Here is a 16,386-nt window from a genome sequence, read left to right as displayed (position 1 = left end):
CCGGTAGGAGGGCCGCCCTCGGCGCGATGCCCTTCGTGACGAACATCGCCGCGGGGGCGCGCCTCCTACCAGGTCTGTGCCTCCGCGGTTCCGGTAGGAGGGCCTCCCCGGCGCGATGCCCTTCTTGACGCCATTTGCCGCGGGGGCGCGTCACCTACCTGGTGCTACTGCCTCCGTCCTCACCTACTCGCAGATCTCCTTGTAGGCATTGATCAGGCCGTTGGTGGAGGGGTCATGGTTCTCCACCGGCCCTTCGGCAGTCAACTCCGGCAAGATGGCCTTGGCGAGCTGCTTGCCGAGCTCCACACCCCACTGGTCGAAGGAATTCACGCGCCAGATAATCCCCTGAACGAAAATCTTGTGCTCGTAAAGGGCGATCAGCGAGCCCAGGGAGCGGGGCGTGATCTGCTTCAGGAGGATGGAGTTGGTGGGCCGGTTGCCCGGAAAGACCTTGTGCGGCAGCAGCTTCTCCAGGGCTTCACCGGAGACGCCTTCGGCCTCGAGTTCCTCCCGCGCCTCGGCCTCTGTCTTGCCCTTCATCAGCGCTTCGGTCTGGGCAAAAAAGTTGGCCATCAGCTTGTGATGATGGTCGGTAATCGGATTATGACTGAGGGCCGGGGCGATGAAGTCACAAGGTATCAGCTTCGTTCCCTGATGGATCAGCTGATAGAATGCATGCTGTCCATTGGTGCCGGGTTCACCCCAGATCACCGGGCCGGTGGAGTAGTCGACAGCCTGCCCGTCGCGATCGATACGCTTGCCGTTGCTCTCCATATCACCCTGCTGGAAATAGGCCGGAAAGCGGCTCATATACTGATCGTACGGGAGAATGGCATGAGTCTCCGCACCGAAGAAGTTGTTATACCAGATGCCGAGCAGTGCCAGGGTTACCGGCAGATTTTTCTCCAGCGGGGTGCTGTGAAAGTGCAGGTCCATGGCATGGGCCCCCTCGAGCAGCTGCTCGAAACGGTCCATGCCGATGAACAGGGCAATGGGCAGGCCAATGGCCGACCAAAGCGAATAACGGCCTCCCACCCAATCCCAGAATTCGAACATGTTGGCTGTGTTGATACCGAATTCGGAGACCTTCTCGGCATTGGTGGAGACGGCCACAAAGTGCTTGCCCACGGCAGCCTTGTCGCCCAGCTTGCCGATTAGCCAGCGGCGCGCGGTCTGGGCGTTGGTGAGGGTCTCCTGCGTGGTGAAGGTCTTGGAGGCAATGATGAACAGGGTCGTTTCCGGATCGACCCGTTTCAGAACCTCCGCGATATGCGTAGCGTCGATGTTCGAGACGAAGTGTGTACTCAGCCCCTCCTTGCCGTAGGGCTTCAGCGCCTCACAAACCATCAGCGGTCCGAGATCGGAGCCACCAATGCCAATGTTGACGATATCCGTGATGGGCTTGCCGGTATATCCACGCCACTGTCCGTTTCGGACCGACTCGGTAAAGCGCCGCATTCGTTCGAGTACGGCTTCCACGCCGGGCATCACATCCTCACCCCCGATGCGGATGGGCTTACCGCTGCGATTGCGCAGTGCCACGTGCAAAACCGCACGCTCTTCGGTGAAGTTGATTTTCTCGCCGCGGAACATCCGATCGGCCCAGCCGGTGACATCGGCTTCCTCGGCCAGTTGCCGGAGGAGCATCATGGTCTCTCCGGTGATGCAGTTCTTCGAATAGTCGAGGAGCATGTCCTCGAACCGCAGTGAAAATTTATTGAAGCGCTGCGGATCCTGTCCGAACAGATCCCGCATGGCGATTTGCTCAAATTCACCTTGGTGGTCAATCAGGGCATTCCAGACCGTGGATGTGGTAAGCCGCGACATGTACGTACCTTCTCTTGATTTGTTATTACTGAAGGGAATCGTCGTAATCTTCGGGATCCATGCTGTTGCGCCAAACCTGGTCCTCCCGATCAAACAGACGCAGCGACTCGACCGGCCCCCAGCTACCGGCCGGGTAGGTATGGATAAAGTCGCGCTCCATGGACCAGACCTTCAGGATCGGATCGACGACCCTCCAGGCCCAACGCACCTCGTCGTAACGAAGGAACAACGAGTGGTCATCCTCGATGACGTCGAGCAGCAGACCCTCATAGGCATCCAGCTTGACCTCCTCCTCGCCCGCATAGGTCGCATCCATTGAAATGGTGCGGGTATTCATTTCCAGGCCCGGAACCTTCACCAGCAGTTCGGCTCGCAGGCACTCGTCCGGCTGGATGCCGAGCAGAATCCAGTTGGGCCGCAGCCGTTCGATAGGCGTATTGCGAAACAGCAGTTGCGGCGGATGCTTGAAACGGATGGCGATCATCGACATGGATTTGGCCATGCGCTTTCCGGTACGGACATAGAACGGCACATTGCGCCAGCGCCAGTTGTCGAGATAGAGCTTCACGGCCGCGAAGGTTTCGGTCGTGCTGTTGGAAGGGACGCCCTTCTCCTCCAGATAACCACCCACCTGTTCACCGTCGACCCTGCCGCGCTTGTACTGGGCCCTGAAAGCGTGGGCATGAACGGCGCTGCGGGGAATCGGCCGAATCGACTTCAGCACCTTTACCTTTTCATCGCGCAGCGATTCCGCATCCATATTGGCGGGCGGTTCCATGGCGACCAGGGTGAGCATCTGCAGAAGATGGCTCTGCAGCATGTCCCGCAGTGCACCTGACGTGTCGTAGTAATCGGCACGGCCCTGAATGCCCTGTGCCTCCGAGTGCGTGATCTGAACGTGATCGATATAGTTGCGATTCCAGAGCGGCTCCATCATCAGGTTGGCAAACCGGAACACCAGCACGTTCTGGACCATCGCCTTGCCCAGATAGTGATCGATACGAAACAGCTGCTCCTCATGGAAGTTCCTGTGGAGTTGCTCTTCGAGGATTTGGGCGCTCTCCAGGTCATAGCCGAACGGCTTTTCGATAACCAGACGCCGCCAGCCAGTTTCCTCTTTATTGAGCCCCACATCCGCCAGGTGCTGGGCGACCAGCCCGAATTCCGCCGGCCGTATCGCCATGTAGAAGACCAGGTTGTCCGGACAGTGAATGTCCTCGAACAGGGCTTTGCGCAACCTGGTGTAAGCCTGCGCATCGGAGAGATCGCCCTGGAAAAAGTGCAGACGGCTGCTGAAACGCTCGAAGATCCCGGGTTGAAGTCCCAGTCGCGCCCGGGGCTTGAGGATTGTGCTTACCTCCTTGCGCCACTCGTCGGAACTCCATTCGCGTCGACCAAACCCGACGATGGCCATTTCCTCCGGAAGGTGTCCCGCCTCCTCCAGGTGGTAAAGGGCCGGCAGCAGTTTGTTCTGGGCCAGATTGCCGGTGGCCCCGAAGATCACGAAGGTGCACGGTTCGTTCAACGGAAAGAAACTCCTTATCGACAGATTGAAACCACTGAGCACACACAGGAAACCAACCTCCCTTGCAAGTGCTCTTGGTGAATACCCACACCAGCGAGTATCCGGAATTCAGCGGTAAACGGTGGTTTCAGCAGTTTTCGGTTAACGCTTGGTTATCACATGACCGCCGAAGGCGTTGCGCATCACCGACAGCAGCCTGGCCGGATATCCCTCCTGGTCCTGGCTGGCGAAGCGCATCTGCAGGGCCAACGTCATAACCGGTGCCGGAACACCCTGTTCCACCGCCTCGATGGCCGTCCAGCGCCCCTCGCCGGAGTCGGACACCACCGGCTGAATCGCCTCCAGCGACTGATCCCGGGCAAGCGCATCCGCGGTCAGGTCGAGTAACCAGCTCTGCACCACGGAACCGTGGCGCCACACCTCGGAAACCTGCGCCAAGTCGATCCCGAACTCATCCCGGGAGCGCAGCAGAGCCAAGCCCTCGGCCAGGGCCTGCATCATTCCATATTCAATGCCGTTATGAATCATCTTCGTGTAGTGACCTGCACCGACCGGCCCCACGTGGGCCCAGCCGCGATCGGGCGCAGGCGCCAGCGCCTTCAGTGCCGGCTCGATGAGCTCCACATAGCGTTTTTCGCCGCCTACCATCAGGCAGTAGCCGTTTTCGAGACCCCAGATACCACCGGAGGTTCCGGCATCAACAAAACCGATCGAGCGCTCTTCCAGCCACTCGCCGCGGCGCCGGGTGTCGTGGAAATTGGAGTTTGCCCCATCGACGATGAGATCACCGGGCTCCAACCGCTCGGCAACCTGGCGGAGGTGATCCTCGGTGGGTGCCCCAGCCGGCAGCATCAGCCAGACGACGCGCGGCGGCGAGAGATGACCGATGGCCTTGGCCACCGAATCGGCTGCGGTGATATTCTCCTCTTCCCGGGCGAGTTCATGGGCCACCTCGGGTGATCGGTTGTAACCGATCACCTTGATGTCCCGCCCCGCCAGGCGACGTGCCATATTGGCTCCCATTCTGCCCAAACCAATGATCGCAATGCGCATGCGCCGCTCCCCTGCTAGACTTTGTGACCCGATTAGCTCGAATATTCAACCCGCCGCCAAGGTCCGAGAACGCAAAGGACCCGCGGTTTGTGGATTACGCGGAGCAGCCGACGCGATACCTGCAGCGCACCCGCTCCCCGTCGAAGGCGGTTTCCTTGTTGTACTTTGCGCCTTTGCGGTGAAACTTTCAGATTTACGTAGACTGTAGCTGCCCAGACGCAAGATTGCATGGGCTCGACCGCCGTGGAAAGGGCCGGATTCCGGCAACAAGAACAACAAATTATGAAGATTCTTTTTGCAACCAGCGAAGTCCATCCCCTGGTCAAGACCGGTGGTCTGGGCGATGTCAGTGCCAGCCTTCCGGCCGCGCTCCACCGCCTGGGACACGATGTCAAACTAGTACTGCCGGCGTATCGTCGGGTACTGGACCGGGTGGGGAGTGTGAAGATTGTCGCGCGTATCGGTCTGCCGGGAATACCGGAGCCGGGGCGGATCATGGCGACGCAGATGCCCGGGAGCGGTGTTCCCCTGTGGCTGGTCGATGCCCCGAGTCTCTATGATCGGGCAGGCGGGCCCTATACCGATCCTGCGGGACACGACTGGCCGGACAACGCCCTGCGGTTCGCAAGTTTTGCACGCGCCGTGGTCGAACTGGCAACCGATCGCGCCAACCAGGACTGGAAGGCGGACGTGGTGCACTGCAACGACTGGCAAACCGGACTGGTGTCCGCACTGCTCTCCCGTGAGTCCAGCCATCCGGCAACCGTTTTTACCATTCACAACATGGCATACCAGGGGGTCTTCCCCCCCGAGACGTTCGATGCCCTGCATCTTCCGAAGGACCTCTGGTCGCCGGAGGGACTGGAGTTCTATGGCGATCTCTCTTTCATCAAAGGCGGTATCGCCTATGCCGATCGCATTACGACGGTCAGCCCCACCTATGCAAAAGAGATCCAGCAGCCCGAATTCGGCTATGGATTGGAGGGCCTGCTCAGTCACCGTGCTGAACACTTGACCGGAATCCTCAACGGGGTGGATTACCAAACCTGGGATCCAGCCCATGATCCCCTTATTCCCCACCACTACACACCGGAGGCGCTGGAGGGAAAGTCCGCCAACAAGCGGGCCCTGCAGCAGCGACTCGGACTGCCTGAACGTCCCGAGGTCCCGCTGCTGGGAGTGATAGGCCGACTGGTGGACCAGAAGGGAATCGATCTCATCGTCGATGCACTTCCCGAGCTCTTGAAACGGGAGGTGCAAGTAATCGTACTCGGTACCGGCGACAAAAAGCTGGAAACACTCCTGCAGGCGGCTGCGGATCGGCACGGCGAACAATTGGGAGTGCACATCGGATATGACGAAACCCTGGCCCACTGGGTCGAGGCGGGGACAGACATTTTTCTAATGCCATCCCGTTTCGAACCCTGTGGCCTCAATCAGATTTACAGTCTGCGCTACGGGACACTGCCGGTCGTTCGCGGTACCGGCGGATTGGCCGATACCGTCATCGATGCCAACCAGGAGAACCTGCAGCAGAAGAGCGCCACCGGCTTCGTCTTTCAACAGGCCACCACCGACGCACTGGTATCGGCTCTGGGGCGGGCTCTGCAGCTGTTCCGCGACCGGACGTCCTGGGAACAGATGATGCGCACGGCAATGGCAGAGGATTTGAGTTGGGAGCGCAGCGCAGCACGCTATATCGCCCTCTACGAAGCCGCTGCTACCAAAAACCCGAACCAGGCTTCGAGGTACCCGGCCGTTGCGCCGCTGTAAGCGCGACCCGGCCGCTGCCCGGACCCAAAACCCAGAAATTACGACGGCCCCAGCAGTCGTAAATGCATGTGAACACATGAACGGTATCAATCGCTTACACCCTTGGCTCCAGGGTGTACTGCTCTGTTCAAACGGGGATCGAACAGGCATTTCTGTCCGATTCACGGTATAATGGCCGGCTTTTGGGCTGAGCGCCCATCCGATCGCTTGCACGAGGAAAACGGTTAATGGCTGGCATGAGCGACAAGCAATTACGCGCCCGTGTACGACTCTTCGGAGACCTTCTGGGCAAGGTGCTCCAGGAGCAGGCCGGTAGCGAGGTACTCGAGGCTGTCGAAACGCTGCGACGCGGCTACATCAGCTTGCGAAAAAGCAACAACGGGCGCAAACGTCAGCAACTGACGCGACTTATCGAAGCTTTGGATGCCGAGACAGCCGTGCACGTCGTGCGCGCCTTCAGTCTCTATTTCAGTCTCGTCAATATTGCAGAAGAGGCCTTTCAGCACCGTGAGCGGCGCCGCCAGGTGCGGACCGGCGGACCACTCTGGACCGGCTCGTTCGATCGGGTACTGCGCGAGTACTACAGCCAGGGGATAGAACCGGCACAGGTTCAGAAGGTACTCGATCGGCTCGTCTACAGCCCGGTATTCACTGCTCACCCGACCGAGGCCAAGCGGCGTACGGTAATGGAAAACCTGCGGCGGGCCTTCGTAATCAGCGAACAGCTGAACGATCCGCGCCTCGGCAAGGAGGAGCGGCTGAACATCACCCGCCAACTGGAGGCGGAAATCCAGATCCTCTGGAAGACGGACGAAGTCCGCACCCAGAAACCCCAGGTGCGCGACGAGATCAAGAACGGCCTGTTCTATTTCCGCGAGAGCCTGTTCGACGCCGTACCGGAAGTCTACCGCAACATGGAAAAGGCCATTCGTCGTACCTACGGCCCGGACTCCGGCATTAAAGTCCCCGATTTCCTGCAGTTCGGATCCTGGATTGGTGGCGATCGCGACGGCAACCCCAACGTCAAGCCGGAAACTACCGCGATGGCCGTGCGACTGCACCAGCGGGAAATCCTGCGGGAATACCTCCGTCTGGTTACCGAACTCTCGCATGTTCTGACCCAGTCGCGACTGCTCTGCGAACCCAACGAGGCCTTCCTCGAAGGGCTGGCCCGGGACGAGCAGGAGCACCCGGCGTTCGGCACCAAATCAGACCGGTTCCTGTACGAGCCGTACCGCCGCAAGCTCTACATCATGCGCTTCCGGCTCTATCAGAACCTCCACAATGTGGAGGCACGCATGGAGGATCCGGAGGCGCCGGTCTCCGAGCACGCCTACCCCTCCGAACGGGAGTTCATCGCGGACCTGAATCAAATCCACGATTCGCTGCGCAGTCACGGCGATGAGGTGGTGGCCAACGCCCAGCTGAAGGACGTCATCCACCTGGCAAAAACCTTCGGCTTCTACCTCATGCACCTGGACGTACGCCAGGAGTCGACCCGTCACTCCAAAGCGGTCGCCGACCTGTTGTCGAAGCAGATGCAGCCGGTGGATTATGCCAGCTTGAGCGAATCCGAACGCCTGGAGCTGCTCGCCGATCTCGTCAGCCGGGAAAACCGGCTGCCGCTGCCCGAGAGTATTGCGGAGGAGACGACCGAGACTCTGGAAGTGTTCCGCGTGATGGCACAGATGCGCGAAGAGGTAAGTCCGGACGCGTTCGGTACCTACGTCATCTCCATGACCCATGCCGCCAGCCACGTGCTCGAAGTGATGTTCCTGGCTAGCCTGGCCGGGCTGGCCGGGCGGACCGAAGAGGGGTGGTTCTGTAATCTCCGAATCTCGCCACTGTTCGAGACCATCGAGGATCTGGAGCATATCGAGCCGGTCATGCGCAACCTGCTTTCGATTCCGGGTTACCGCGAGCTGTTAAAGGCCTCGGGGGAACTCCAGGAAGTGATGCTGGGCTATTCCGATTCCTGCAAGGATGGCGGTATTCTCGCCTCCGCCTGGAACCTCTATCAGGCCCAGCAGCAGGTCACGGCCCTGGCCGGTGAATTCGGGGTCGAATGCCGTCTGTTCCATGGCCGCGGCGGTACCGTCGGGCGCGGCGGCGGCCCCACCCACGAGGCCATTCTCGCCCAGCCGGCCGGCACCGTTCACGGGCAGATCAAGTTCACCGAACAGGGCGAAGTGCTGTCGAACAAGTACAGCAACAGCGAAACCGCGGTCTATGAACTGACCATGGGTGTAACCGGACTCTTCAAGGCGAGTCGCTGCATTATCGAACCACCGAAGCCCGATGCACCCGAGTACCATCAGGTGATGCAGGAACTCTCCCGCGCGGGCGAGGATGCCTTCCGGGATCTGACCGACCGAACCGAGGGTTTCCTGGACTATTTCTATGAGGTCTCGCCGGTGAGCGAAATCGGGTTACTGAAAATCGGTTCCCGTCCCTCACATCGAAGCAAGCAGGACCGCTCCAAGGACTCCATTCGTGCCATCCCCTGGGTGTTCGGCTGGGCCCAGTCCCGGCATACCCTGCCTGCCTGGTTTGGTATCGGCACGGCCCTCGGAAACTGGCTCGGGAATGACCCGGAAAGGATGCGACAGCTGCGCCACATGTACCAGGAGTGGCCATTCTTCCGTGCCCTGCTGTCCAATAGCCAGATGTCGCTATTCAAGGCGGATATGGGAATCGCCGGTGAATACCTGGATCTGGCCCAGCATCCCGAGAGCGCCCGGAGTATCTACGAGCGGATCCGCGGTGAATACGATCGGACCCTCAAACGGGTACTGTCGGTGGCCGAGTTGAAAGAGCTGTTGGGCGAAACCCCGACACTGCAACTCTCTCTCTCCCGTCGGAATCCCTACCTGGACCCGCTGAACCACATCCAGATAACCATGCTCAAGCGCTACCGCAACGAGGCGTTGAGCGAGGAAGAGCGCGAAGCCTGGCTGGATCCACTGCTCCGGTCCATCAATGCCATCGCCACCGGCATGCGCAATACCGGCTGAACAGGTATCCGCAGCAGGGATGCTGCTTCCCACCGGCTCTCGCTGGCAACTCTCGCGCACACAGCTATAGTCTCTCGTTAACCCGATGACATCGAGAGGCATGGCATGCGACTAGAAGCGGTACGCGCCCTCGCCCGGGAGAGCGGGATAGTGGCGGATAACATGCGCAAGGCAGAGTTGGTGCAAACCCTGCAGCGGACGGAAGGGCATGCCGAGTGCTTCGGTCTACCCGGTAAGGGGGTCTGTCGTGAATGGGACTGCTTGTGGCGCGAGGATTGCCTGCCGGCGCGATGCGAAGGGTCGGAGCAGTACTTTTCCGGCTGAAGAGGGGGAAAGGCCGGGGCCCGAGTTCAGGCGGCCTGGACAGGGATGGTGTTGGCGCAACGCGTGACGCTATTGTTTTCGTCCAGATAGACCAGCTTTGGCTTGTAATTCGCCAGTTCCTGCTGATTGAGACCGACATAGGCGCAGATGATGACGATATCCCCGGGTGATGCCTTGTGGGCAGCGGCCCCATTGACGGAGATCACCCCCGAGCCGTCTTCGGCACGGATGGCATAGGTAGTGAACCGTTCACCATTGGTCACGTTGTAGAGCTCGATCTGCTCATACTCCCGGATCCCCGACAGTTCGAGCAGTTTTCCATCAATCGCGCAGGAGCCCTCATATTCGAGCTCGGAGTGAGTCACCCGGGCCCGATGCAACTTGGCTTTGAGCATGGTGCAAAGCATGGTTCAGCTCCCTACGTCACGGAAAGGGCGTAATTATGCGGTCTTCAGCCCGTATGTTCAATGTCGGACCAGTCGGACCACCACTCCGCCAAGGGCCACCCGCACTGCGCCTTGGCGGTCGCTGATTTCAGATCAGACAGTCACTATCAGATTGTCAATCAATCGCGCCCGGCCGAGCCGGGCCGCTGCCAATAGCACCAGGTCTTTTTCGTCACCACGAGGCAGCTGAAGGTCGTCGGCACGCCGCACACTGACGTATTCCGGCTCAAAGCCGGCCTCGGCCAGACGGGCCATCCCCTCTCCTTCCAGTTTCATGATATCGCGTTCCCCGGATTCGATATGTGCTGCAAGGCCCATCAACATCCGGTAGAGTGCCGGCGCCTTCTGCCGCTCGTTAGGCGAAAGGTAGCGGTTGCGAGAACTCATCGCCAGTCCGTCCGTTTCGCGGACGGTGGACACACCGACCAGCTCCACCGCCATCGAAAGGTCCTCGGCCATTCTCCGTAGCACGGCAAGCTGCTGAAAATCCTTCTCTCCGAAGATGGCCACATCCGGCTGCACGATATGGAACAGCTTCATGACCACCGTAGCTACCCCCCGAAAATGTCCCGGCCGGGAGGCACCGCACAGCTGTTCCGAGATGCCGGGCACCTCAACGAAGCTGATCCCCTCCCGGCCGCGCGGATAGATCTCCGCCTCTTCCGGCAAAAACACCACATCTGCACGCCGGCGCCGAAGCAACTCGGCATCCTCTTCGGGAGTACGAGGGTAACTGTCGAAGTCCTCCCCCTGCACGAATTGGGTCGGATTGACGAAGACACTCACCACCACCCGATCCGCTTGTTCGCGGGCCCTGTCCACCAGCACCAGATGACCTTCATGGAGATTGCCCATGGTAGGCACCAGCGCCACGCGCTCGCCCGCCCGGTGCCAGTCGGCAACCTGGCGGCGAACATCGGCAATAGCGTTCAGCGACTGCATAAGTCCTGTTTTACTCTCGAGAAAGTCAGGTAGGAACGGCAGAAGCCGCGATAAAACCCGAATCACCCTTTGCAGTTGACCTACCGCACTGCCCGGCACCCCAAGCCGCCGAAATTATCCGCGTAGGAGGGGCGGGAGCCGCAACAACCCGAGTGATCCTTTGCGCTCTTGGCGCCTTTGCGGTTTGAAACTGGTTTTTCAATTCGTCAGGCAATCCGATGTTCAGGCCCCGGAAAACGGCCCTTCTTGACCGACTCGACATAGAGGCGCAGGGCCGCCGGAACCGAACCGGCTTCTGCCAGAAAGTCCCGGGAGAAGCGTGGCCGCTTGCCCGGGGTGATCCCCAACATGTCATAGAGCACCAGCACCTGACCGTCACAGTCCACACCGGCGCCGATACCGATCACCGGAATGGAGACACTCTCCGAAAGCCGTTTGGCCACTTCCACCGGAATCAGTTCCACCACAATCAGATCCGCTCCGGCGGCCTCCATGGCCCGGGCATCCCTAACAAGGGCCTCGCCGGCCTCTCCCCGCCCCTGAATCTTGTAGCCTCCGAGCTTGTGAACGGTCTGCGGCAGAAGGCCCAAATGGGCGCAGACCGGTACACCGCGTTGGGCGAGGAAATGCACGATTTCGGTCATTTCGCCAGTGACCTCCAGCTTTACCATCTGTGCCCCGCCCTCCTGCATGAGCCGCGCGGCACTAGCGAGGGCCTGACCGGAGCTGCCGTAGCTGGCAAAAGGCATATCGGCGATCAACAGGGACTCCCGGGTCCCGTGGCTGACCGCCCGGGTGTGGTAAACCATGTCATCCAGCGTAACCGGGATGGTGCTGTCCCTCCCCTGAATCACCATTCCCAGGGAATCACCGACCAGGATGACCTCGACTCCCGCATCCTCGATCAGCCATGCGAAGCTGGCGTCGTAGGCGGTCAGCGAAACAATCTTCTCGCCCTCCTGCTTCATCTTCCGCAGGCGGCTCACGGTCACTCGGCTCATGTTAAACCATCGTTGGCATTGGATTGAAGAAATGGCGGCCGGACCGGGTGCACTGTATCTGTTCAAGAAGCAGGTGGTAATCCTCTACGCGATCGACCCAATCGATTCCGGCGGCATTGACGATCAAAAGCGGTGATGCGTCATAGTGATAGAAAAACGCTGCATACGCCTCCACTACCCGCCTCAGATACTCAGTCGTGACCTGATGTTCTCCGGGCCGTGAGCGCCGTGCAATACGCTCCCGGAGGATCTCCACCGGGGCCTGAAGGTAGATCACCAGGTCCGGTTGCGGTGCGTCCAGGGTCAGGTATTTATAGGCCTGCTCATACAGCCGCAACTCATCGGGATCGAGAGTGAGTTCGGCGAACAGCCGGTCCTTCTCCAGCATGAAATCCGCCACCCGAACCGGCTCGAAGAGGTCTGTCTGCCGCAGTTCCTGGATCTGACGAGCGCGCTGGAACAGAAAGAACATCTGGGTCGGCAGCGCCGCATTGCGCGGATCCCGGTAGAAGCGCTCGAGAAACGGATTTTCTTCCGCTCCCTCCAGCAACAGGTGGCTGCCGAAACTTTCGGCCAGGCGCCGGGCCAGCGTTGTTTTGCCAACCCCGATCGGGCCCTCGACCACGATAAACCGATGCGTATTTCCCTTCCCTTCCGACATTTCCGCGCTCCGGATAACCCGGCCAACAGGATAGCACGAGGCTTTTCAGCCCGTCCCGGCACCGGCCGATTTTGCCGGAGAGACCGCAGTTGGAAACCGCAGCCATCGGGCCGGTACAGCCTCCTTTCGCAGGTGGAGAGACATTATCGTGTCCAGCAGCTGCGCCACCCATCAGACCGCCGTCCTGCTTACGGGTATGCTGCACGGTTGTGCCATGCGCTTATCGCGCGCTATCCAGCCGCTCGAGTCCCTCCGGCGGACATCGCCGTAGCAGTTGCATGAGCGGCGTGCCGTCGGGAAGGTGTAGTCCGGGAGCGATGTCGGCCAGCGGGTAGAGTACAAAGGCACGCTCCGGCAGCCCCGGATGGGGAACGCTCAGGTGTTCGGTCGCGATCGTCGCGTCGTCATAGAGCAGCAGGTCCAGATCGAGAGTTCTCGGCCCCCAGCGAATGGTACGTACCCGCTGGTGGTGCTGCTCGATCGCCTGCAGAGCATCGAGCAGCGCCTCGGGCTCCAGCGTGGTCTCCAGTGCGGCAACGGCATTGATATAGTCCGGTTGTCCGGCCGGCCCCATCGGGGCACTGCGGTAGAGCGGCGATACCGCCACCAGGCGTGCACCGTCGATACCATCGAGACCGGCAAAAGCACGTTCAACCTGCTCCTCGGGCTCATCGAGATTGCTGCCTAGCCCCACGTAGGCGATAACGGTTCGAGACATCACTCCAAATCCGGACTATTCACCGATGCAGCAAACGGCAAAGCCGACCGGGTCCTGGCCCGGGGCCATTGCCAACACTCTCTGAAGAAGACCCGAAACCGTCGCCCTGGAGCACAGTGGTGAAAAGGAGAAAATCAGGACTGTTGCTGCTGGGTCTGTTTTGGCTTGCCGCGCCGCCGACGACGCCGCTTGCCCTTGGTACGGAACGCCCGGGTCATCGCCCCGCGCTCCTCTTCATCGGCTTCCTGGAAGCGGGTCCACCAGTCGGCGAGCTCTTCCACATCCTCTCCGCTCTCCGCTCTCAACAGGAGGAAGTCGTAGGCGGCGCGGAAACGGGGATGCCCCAGCAGGCGGAACGGCGCACCGCCCCCTCGCTTGGTCAGGCGCTCCTGCATAGCCCAGATCTCCCGCGACTGGAGCGAAAAGCGCTTGGGAAAGGCCACCCGTTCGACCTGATGGGCAACGGCCGCATCCCCCGCCATCTGTATCGCCTCGATGGGCGAACGCCCCTCTTCCCGCAGACGCGCCGCGCGTTCGCTGGCAGTATCCCAAAGCAGGGCGGCAAACAGGAAGGCGGGCGTCACCGGCCGGCCGGCAGCGATTCGCTCATCGGTATTGGTGAGGGCGCGCGCAATCAGGGTGTGGGGGAAGTGTTCCTGCTCGTGGGCAAGTGCGCCTTCGGTATCGGGAAACAATTCGCCAAACAGCCGGTAGTGGCGCATAAGCTCGTACGTTTCCACCCCGTAGCCGCTCATGAAGAGCTTCAGCACCTCATCGAACAGACGCGCCGGCGGAACGTCCCGCAAGGCCGCACCGAGTTCGATGATCGCCGCTTCGCTCGCTTCATCGATACGAAAGCCCAGCTTTGCGGCAAAACGCACGGCCCGCAGCATGCGTACCGGGTCCTCCCGATAGCGCTCCATCGGGTCGCCGATGATCCGAAGGCGGCCGGCCCTCAGATCCGCCATGCCACCGGTGTAATCCACCACCGAGAAATCAGCGATGTCGTAGTAAAGCGCATTTATCGTGAAGTCGCGCCGCCAGGCATCGTCCTCGACACTCCCATAGACGTTGTCCCGGACGATCATGCCGCCCTCGGTCCGCCCCTCCTTGGCCGAGCCGTCATGGGAAGTACGGAAGGTGGCCACCTCAATGATTTCGCGCCCGAAATGGACATGGGCCAGGCGGAAACGGCGTCCGATGAGCCGGCAGTTCCGGAACAGGTCCTTCACTTCCTCCGGGTGGGCATCCGTGGCGATGTCGAAATCCTTGGGTTCCCGGCCCAACAGCAGATCGCGTACGCCCCCTCCCACCAGAAAGCTCTGGTAGCCGGCCTTGCGCAGACGGTAAAGCACCTTCAGGGCGTTCTCGCTGATATTCGAGCGGGATATGATATGCCCGGAACGCGGAATGACTACCGGTTGCGGATCCTCGGTCGCTGTTACGTAAGGGACCGTGAGTTTTTGAATAGAACGCTTGAGCCAAGAAAACATGCGCGTATAATAGCACGCTCTTCGGGGGCGACTGTAAGGGTCGCCACGCGAATATTTGCTCCCATCGTCTAGCGGTCCAGGACGCCGGCCTCTCACGTCGGTAACAGGGGTTCGATTCCCCTTGGGAGCACCAAATCCTAGCCGCCGGCCCCGTCCGGCGGCTTTTTATTGGTGCGATTGGAAACCGCCGGCCGCGCACCGTCGTGAGATAATAGACTAGGGAGCACTTCTAATAAGTGCCCTACACACGACTCCCCGGGAGCAAACCCTGTGGCAAAGACCAATAGTGATCGGTTCGATTTCGAGAGATCCCTCGAGGAGCTGGAGCAGCTGGTCGAGCGGATGGAGCATGGCGATCTCACCCTGGAGGATTCACTAAAGGATTTCGAGCGCGGCATCGAACTGACCCGCGCCTGTCAGAAGGCGCTTCAGGAGGCGGAACAGAAGGTGCAGCAGCTGGTCGAGAAGAGCGATGGCGAACCGCTGGAGCCTTTCGAAGGCAGCGGCGAGTAGCCGCTGATGGCCGTTGAACAGCTTCTCGAGGATTACCGGGAGCGGGCCGAGAAGGTTCTGGAAAAATCATTGCCGTCTGCGAATGACCTCCCCGGGTATCTACACGAGGCGATGCGCTATGCGGCCCTTGGCGGTGGCAAGCGGGTTCGAGCGGTTCTCGTTTATGCCGCCGGACAGGCCGTCGGCACAGCGCCGGCGGAACTCGATGCCCCCGCAGCGGCCATCGAACTGATCCACGCCTACTCTCTTGTTCACGATGATCTCCCGGCCATGGATGACGATGACCTTCGCCGGGGAAAGCCCACCTGCCACAAGGCATTCGGTGAAGCCACGGCCATTCTGGTTGGCGATGCGCTGCAGTCGCTGGCCTTTGAAGTCCTCGCGGAGCAAGATTCCGTGAATGCCACCATACCTATGGCGATGATTCGTGAATTGGCCTCCGCTGCCGGATCCCGCGGCATGTGCGGCGGACAAGCCATCGATATGGAAGCGGTGGGTCAGCAGCTCACCCTGGAGCAGCTGGAGACCATGCATGCCTACAAGACCGGCGCCCTGATCCGGGCCGGCGTCCGGCTGGGGGTTCTGAGCCAGCCGACCACAGTGCCGGAAACCCTGGAGCGTCTGGACGACTACGCCCGAGCCGTCGGGCTTGCGTTTCAGATCCGTGACGATATTCTGGACGTAGTAGCCGACACGGAAACACTCGGCAAGCCCCAGGGATCGGATGCTGCACGCCGGAAACCGACCTACACGGCGCTGTTGGGCCTGGAAGGTGCCAGGGAAAAGACCAGGGCCCTGCATCGGCGGGCTCTTGATGACCTGAAACCGTTCGGGCCTTCGGCTGATCCATTGAGAGCTCTGGCCGACTATATTGTAAAACGGGCCAACTGAACCGATGTTTAGCAGCCTGTCGGACTCAACGCTAATCTACTGCGGAAAAGCCGGGTTTGGCCATATTTTCCGATTTTTTTCGTTAAATGGGCCCACTATTCGCCTCCAAAAATCGGAAAATCTGTCTCAAACCGGCTTTCCCTCGCTACGATCGGTTAAGTCCGACGGGCTGCTAATTCAGACACGCCGGGCGCCCGGGGTTACC

Annotated in this window: 14 protein-coding genes and 1 tRNA gene; 6 read left to right on the top strand and 9 right to left on the bottom strand. The window is 60.5% G+C overall.

Features of this window, described 5'->3' with window-relative positions:
* Window positions 1–183 precede the first annotated feature (183 nt).
* From pgi to gnd, 3 genes are all read right to left on the bottom strand, one after another.
* Complete coding sequence (pgi, locus tag BLP65_RS05400; RefSeq protein WP_092993626.1) at window positions 184–1,827, bottom strand: glucose-6-phosphate isomerase; 1,644 nt, start codon at window positions 1,825–1,827, stop codon at window positions 184–186.
* A gap of 25 nt (window positions 1,828–1,852) precedes the next feature.
* Window positions 1,853–3,352: a glucose-6-phosphate dehydrogenase gene (gene zwf, locus BLP65_RS05395; RefSeq protein WP_092993623.1), complete on the bottom strand. Its 1,500-nt coding sequence runs from the start codon at window positions 3,350–3,352 to the stop codon at window positions 1,853–1,855.
* Between the two features lie 141 nt (window positions 3,353–3,493).
* The gene (gene gnd / locus BLP65_RS05390) at window positions 3,494–4,405 is read right to left on the bottom strand and encodes a phosphogluconate dehydrogenase (NAD(+)-dependent, decarboxylating) (protein ID WP_092993620.1); all 912 of its coding nucleotides are present in this window, start codon (window positions 4,403–4,405) and stop codon (window positions 3,494–3,496) included.
* 282 nt (window positions 4,406–4,687) lie between these two features.
* Here gnd and glgA point away from each other — a divergent pair, with 282 nt between their 5' ends.
* From glgA to BLP65_RS05375, 3 genes are all read left to right on the top strand, one after another.
* On the top strand, window positions 4,688–6,178 hold the full coding sequence (glgA, locus tag BLP65_RS05385) for a glycogen synthase GlgA (RefSeq protein WP_092993617.1): 1,491 nt from the start codon (window positions 4,688–4,690) through the stop codon (window positions 6,176–6,178).
* A gap of 227 nt (window positions 6,179–6,405) precedes the next feature.
* Window positions 6,406–9,192, top strand: coding sequence for a phosphoenolpyruvate carboxylase (gene ppc / locus BLP65_RS05380; protein ID WP_092993614.1), 2,787 nt, complete (start codon window positions 6,406–6,408; stop codon window positions 9,190–9,192).
* Between the two features lie 105 nt (window positions 9,193–9,297).
* Window positions 9,298–9,516 (top strand): hypothetical protein, encoded by a 219-nt coding sequence (locus BLP65_RS05375; protein WP_092993611.1) that lies wholly within the window; start codon window positions 9,298–9,300, stop codon window positions 9,514–9,516.
* 26 nt (window positions 9,517–9,542) lie between these two features.
* On the opposite strand, the gene panD is transcribed toward BLP65_RS05375, so the two are convergent.
* The 6 genes from panD to pcnB form a co-directional block, all read right to left on the bottom strand.
* Entirely contained in the window at window positions 9,543–9,923 is a 381-nt protein-coding gene (panD, locus tag BLP65_RS05370; protein ID WP_092993608.1) for an aspartate 1-decarboxylase, read from the bottom strand.
* A 132-nt stretch (window positions 9,924–10,055) separates the two neighbouring features.
* Window positions 10,056–10,904, bottom strand: coding sequence for a pantoate--beta-alanine ligase (panC, locus tag BLP65_RS05365; RefSeq protein WP_092993605.1), 849 nt, complete (start codon window positions 10,902–10,904; stop codon window positions 10,056–10,058).
* Between the two features lie 206 nt (window positions 10,905–11,110).
* Window positions 11,111–11,905: a 3-methyl-2-oxobutanoate hydroxymethyltransferase gene (panB, locus tag BLP65_RS05360; protein ID WP_092993602.1), complete on the bottom strand. Its 795-nt coding sequence runs from the start codon at window positions 11,903–11,905 to the stop codon at window positions 11,111–11,113.
* Between the two features lies 1 nt (window position 11,906).
* Window positions 11,907–12,566, bottom strand: a complete 660-nt coding sequence (locus BLP65_RS05355) for a deoxynucleoside kinase (protein WP_092993599.1) — start codon at window positions 12,564–12,566, stop codon at window positions 11,907–11,909.
* A gap of 220 nt (window positions 12,567–12,786) precedes the next feature.
* A complete protein-coding gene (gene folK, locus BLP65_RS05350) occupies window positions 12,787–13,284 on the bottom strand; it encodes a 2-amino-4-hydroxy-6-hydroxymethyldihydropteridine diphosphokinase (RefSeq protein WP_092993596.1) in 498 nt (165 codons plus the stop codon).
* Between the two features lie 134 nt (window positions 13,285–13,418).
* Window positions 13,419–14,777, bottom strand: coding sequence for a polynucleotide adenylyltransferase PcnB (pcnB, locus tag BLP65_RS05345; RefSeq protein WP_092993593.1), 1,359 nt, complete (start codon window positions 14,775–14,777; stop codon window positions 13,419–13,421).
* Between the two features lie 57 nt (window positions 14,778–14,834).
* On the opposite strand from pcnB, the gene BLP65_RS05340 reads away from it, so the two are divergent.
* The 3 genes from BLP65_RS05340 to ispA all read left to right on the top strand — a co-directional run bounded on the left by BLP65_RS05340 (window position 14,835) and on the right by ispA (window position 16,181).
* A tRNA-Glu gene (locus BLP65_RS05340) sits at window positions 14,835–14,910 on the top strand.
* A gap of 137 nt (window positions 14,911–15,047) precedes the next feature.
* Entirely contained in the window at window positions 15,048–15,290 is a 243-nt protein-coding gene (locus BLP65_RS05335) for an exodeoxyribonuclease VII small subunit (protein WP_092993591.1), read from the top strand.
* Between the two features lie 6 nt (window positions 15,291–15,296).
* The gene (gene ispA, locus BLP65_RS05330; RefSeq protein WP_092993588.1) at window positions 15,297–16,181 is read left to right on the top strand and encodes a (2E,6E)-farnesyl diphosphate synthase; all 885 of its coding nucleotides are present in this window, start codon (window positions 15,297–15,299) and stop codon (window positions 16,179–16,181) included.
* The last annotated feature ends 205 nt before the right edge of the window (window positions 16,182–16,386 follow it).

Origin of the sequence: Thiohalomonas denitrificans (genome assembly GCF_900102855.1) — a bacterium.
GTDB lineage: Bacteria > Pseudomonadota > Gammaproteobacteria > Thiohalomonadales > Thiohalomonadaceae > Thiohalomonas > Thiohalomonas denitrificans.
This window is presented reverse-complemented; position numbering and strand designations above follow the sequence as displayed.

Excerpts from the sequence above, each read along its gene's own strand:
- pcnB (WP_092993593.1), bottom strand. The coding sequence starts at position 14,777 with ATGTTTTCTTGGCTCAAGCGTTCTATTCAAAAACTCACGGTCCCTTAC.
- ispA (WP_092993588.1), top strand. The coding sequence starts at position 15,297 with ATGGCCGTTGAACAGCTTCTCGAGGATTACCGGGAGCGGGCCGAGAAG.
- pgi (WP_092993626.1), bottom strand. The coding sequence starts at position 1,827 with ATGTCGCGGCTTACCACATCCACGGTCTGGAATGCCCTGATTGACCAC.
- glgA (WP_092993617.1), top strand. The coding sequence starts at position 4,688 with ATGAAGATTCTTTTTGCAACCAGCGAAGTCCATCCCCTGGTCAAGACC.
- BLP65_RS05375 (WP_092993611.1), top strand. The coding sequence starts at position 9,298 with ATGCGACTAGAAGCGGTACGCGCCCTCGCCCGGGAGAGCGGGATAGTG.
- ppc (WP_092993614.1), top strand. The coding sequence starts at position 6,406 with ATGGCTGGCATGAGCGACAAGCAATTACGCGCCCGTGTACGACTCTTC.
- BLP65_RS05355 (WP_092993599.1), bottom strand. The coding sequence starts at position 12,566 with ATGTCGGAAGGGAAGGGAAATACGCATCGGTTTATCGTGGTCGAGGGC.
- panB (WP_092993602.1), bottom strand. The coding sequence starts at position 11,905 with ATGAGCCGAGTGACCGTGAGCCGCCTGCGGAAGATGAAGCAGGAGGGC.
- panD (WP_092993608.1), bottom strand. The coding sequence starts at position 9,923 with ATGCTTTGCACCATGCTCAAAGCCAAGTTGCATCGGGCCCGGGTGACT.
- panC (WP_092993605.1), bottom strand. The coding sequence starts at position 10,904 with ATGCAGTCGCTGAACGCTATTGCCGATGTTCGCCGCCAGGTTGCCGAC.
- gnd (WP_092993620.1), bottom strand. The coding sequence starts at position 4,405 with ATGCGCATTGCGATCATTGGTTTGGGCAGAATGGGAGCCAATATGGCA.
- folK (WP_092993596.1), bottom strand. The coding sequence starts at position 13,284 with ATGTCTCGAACCGTTATCGCCTACGTGGGGCTAGGCAGCAATCTCGAT.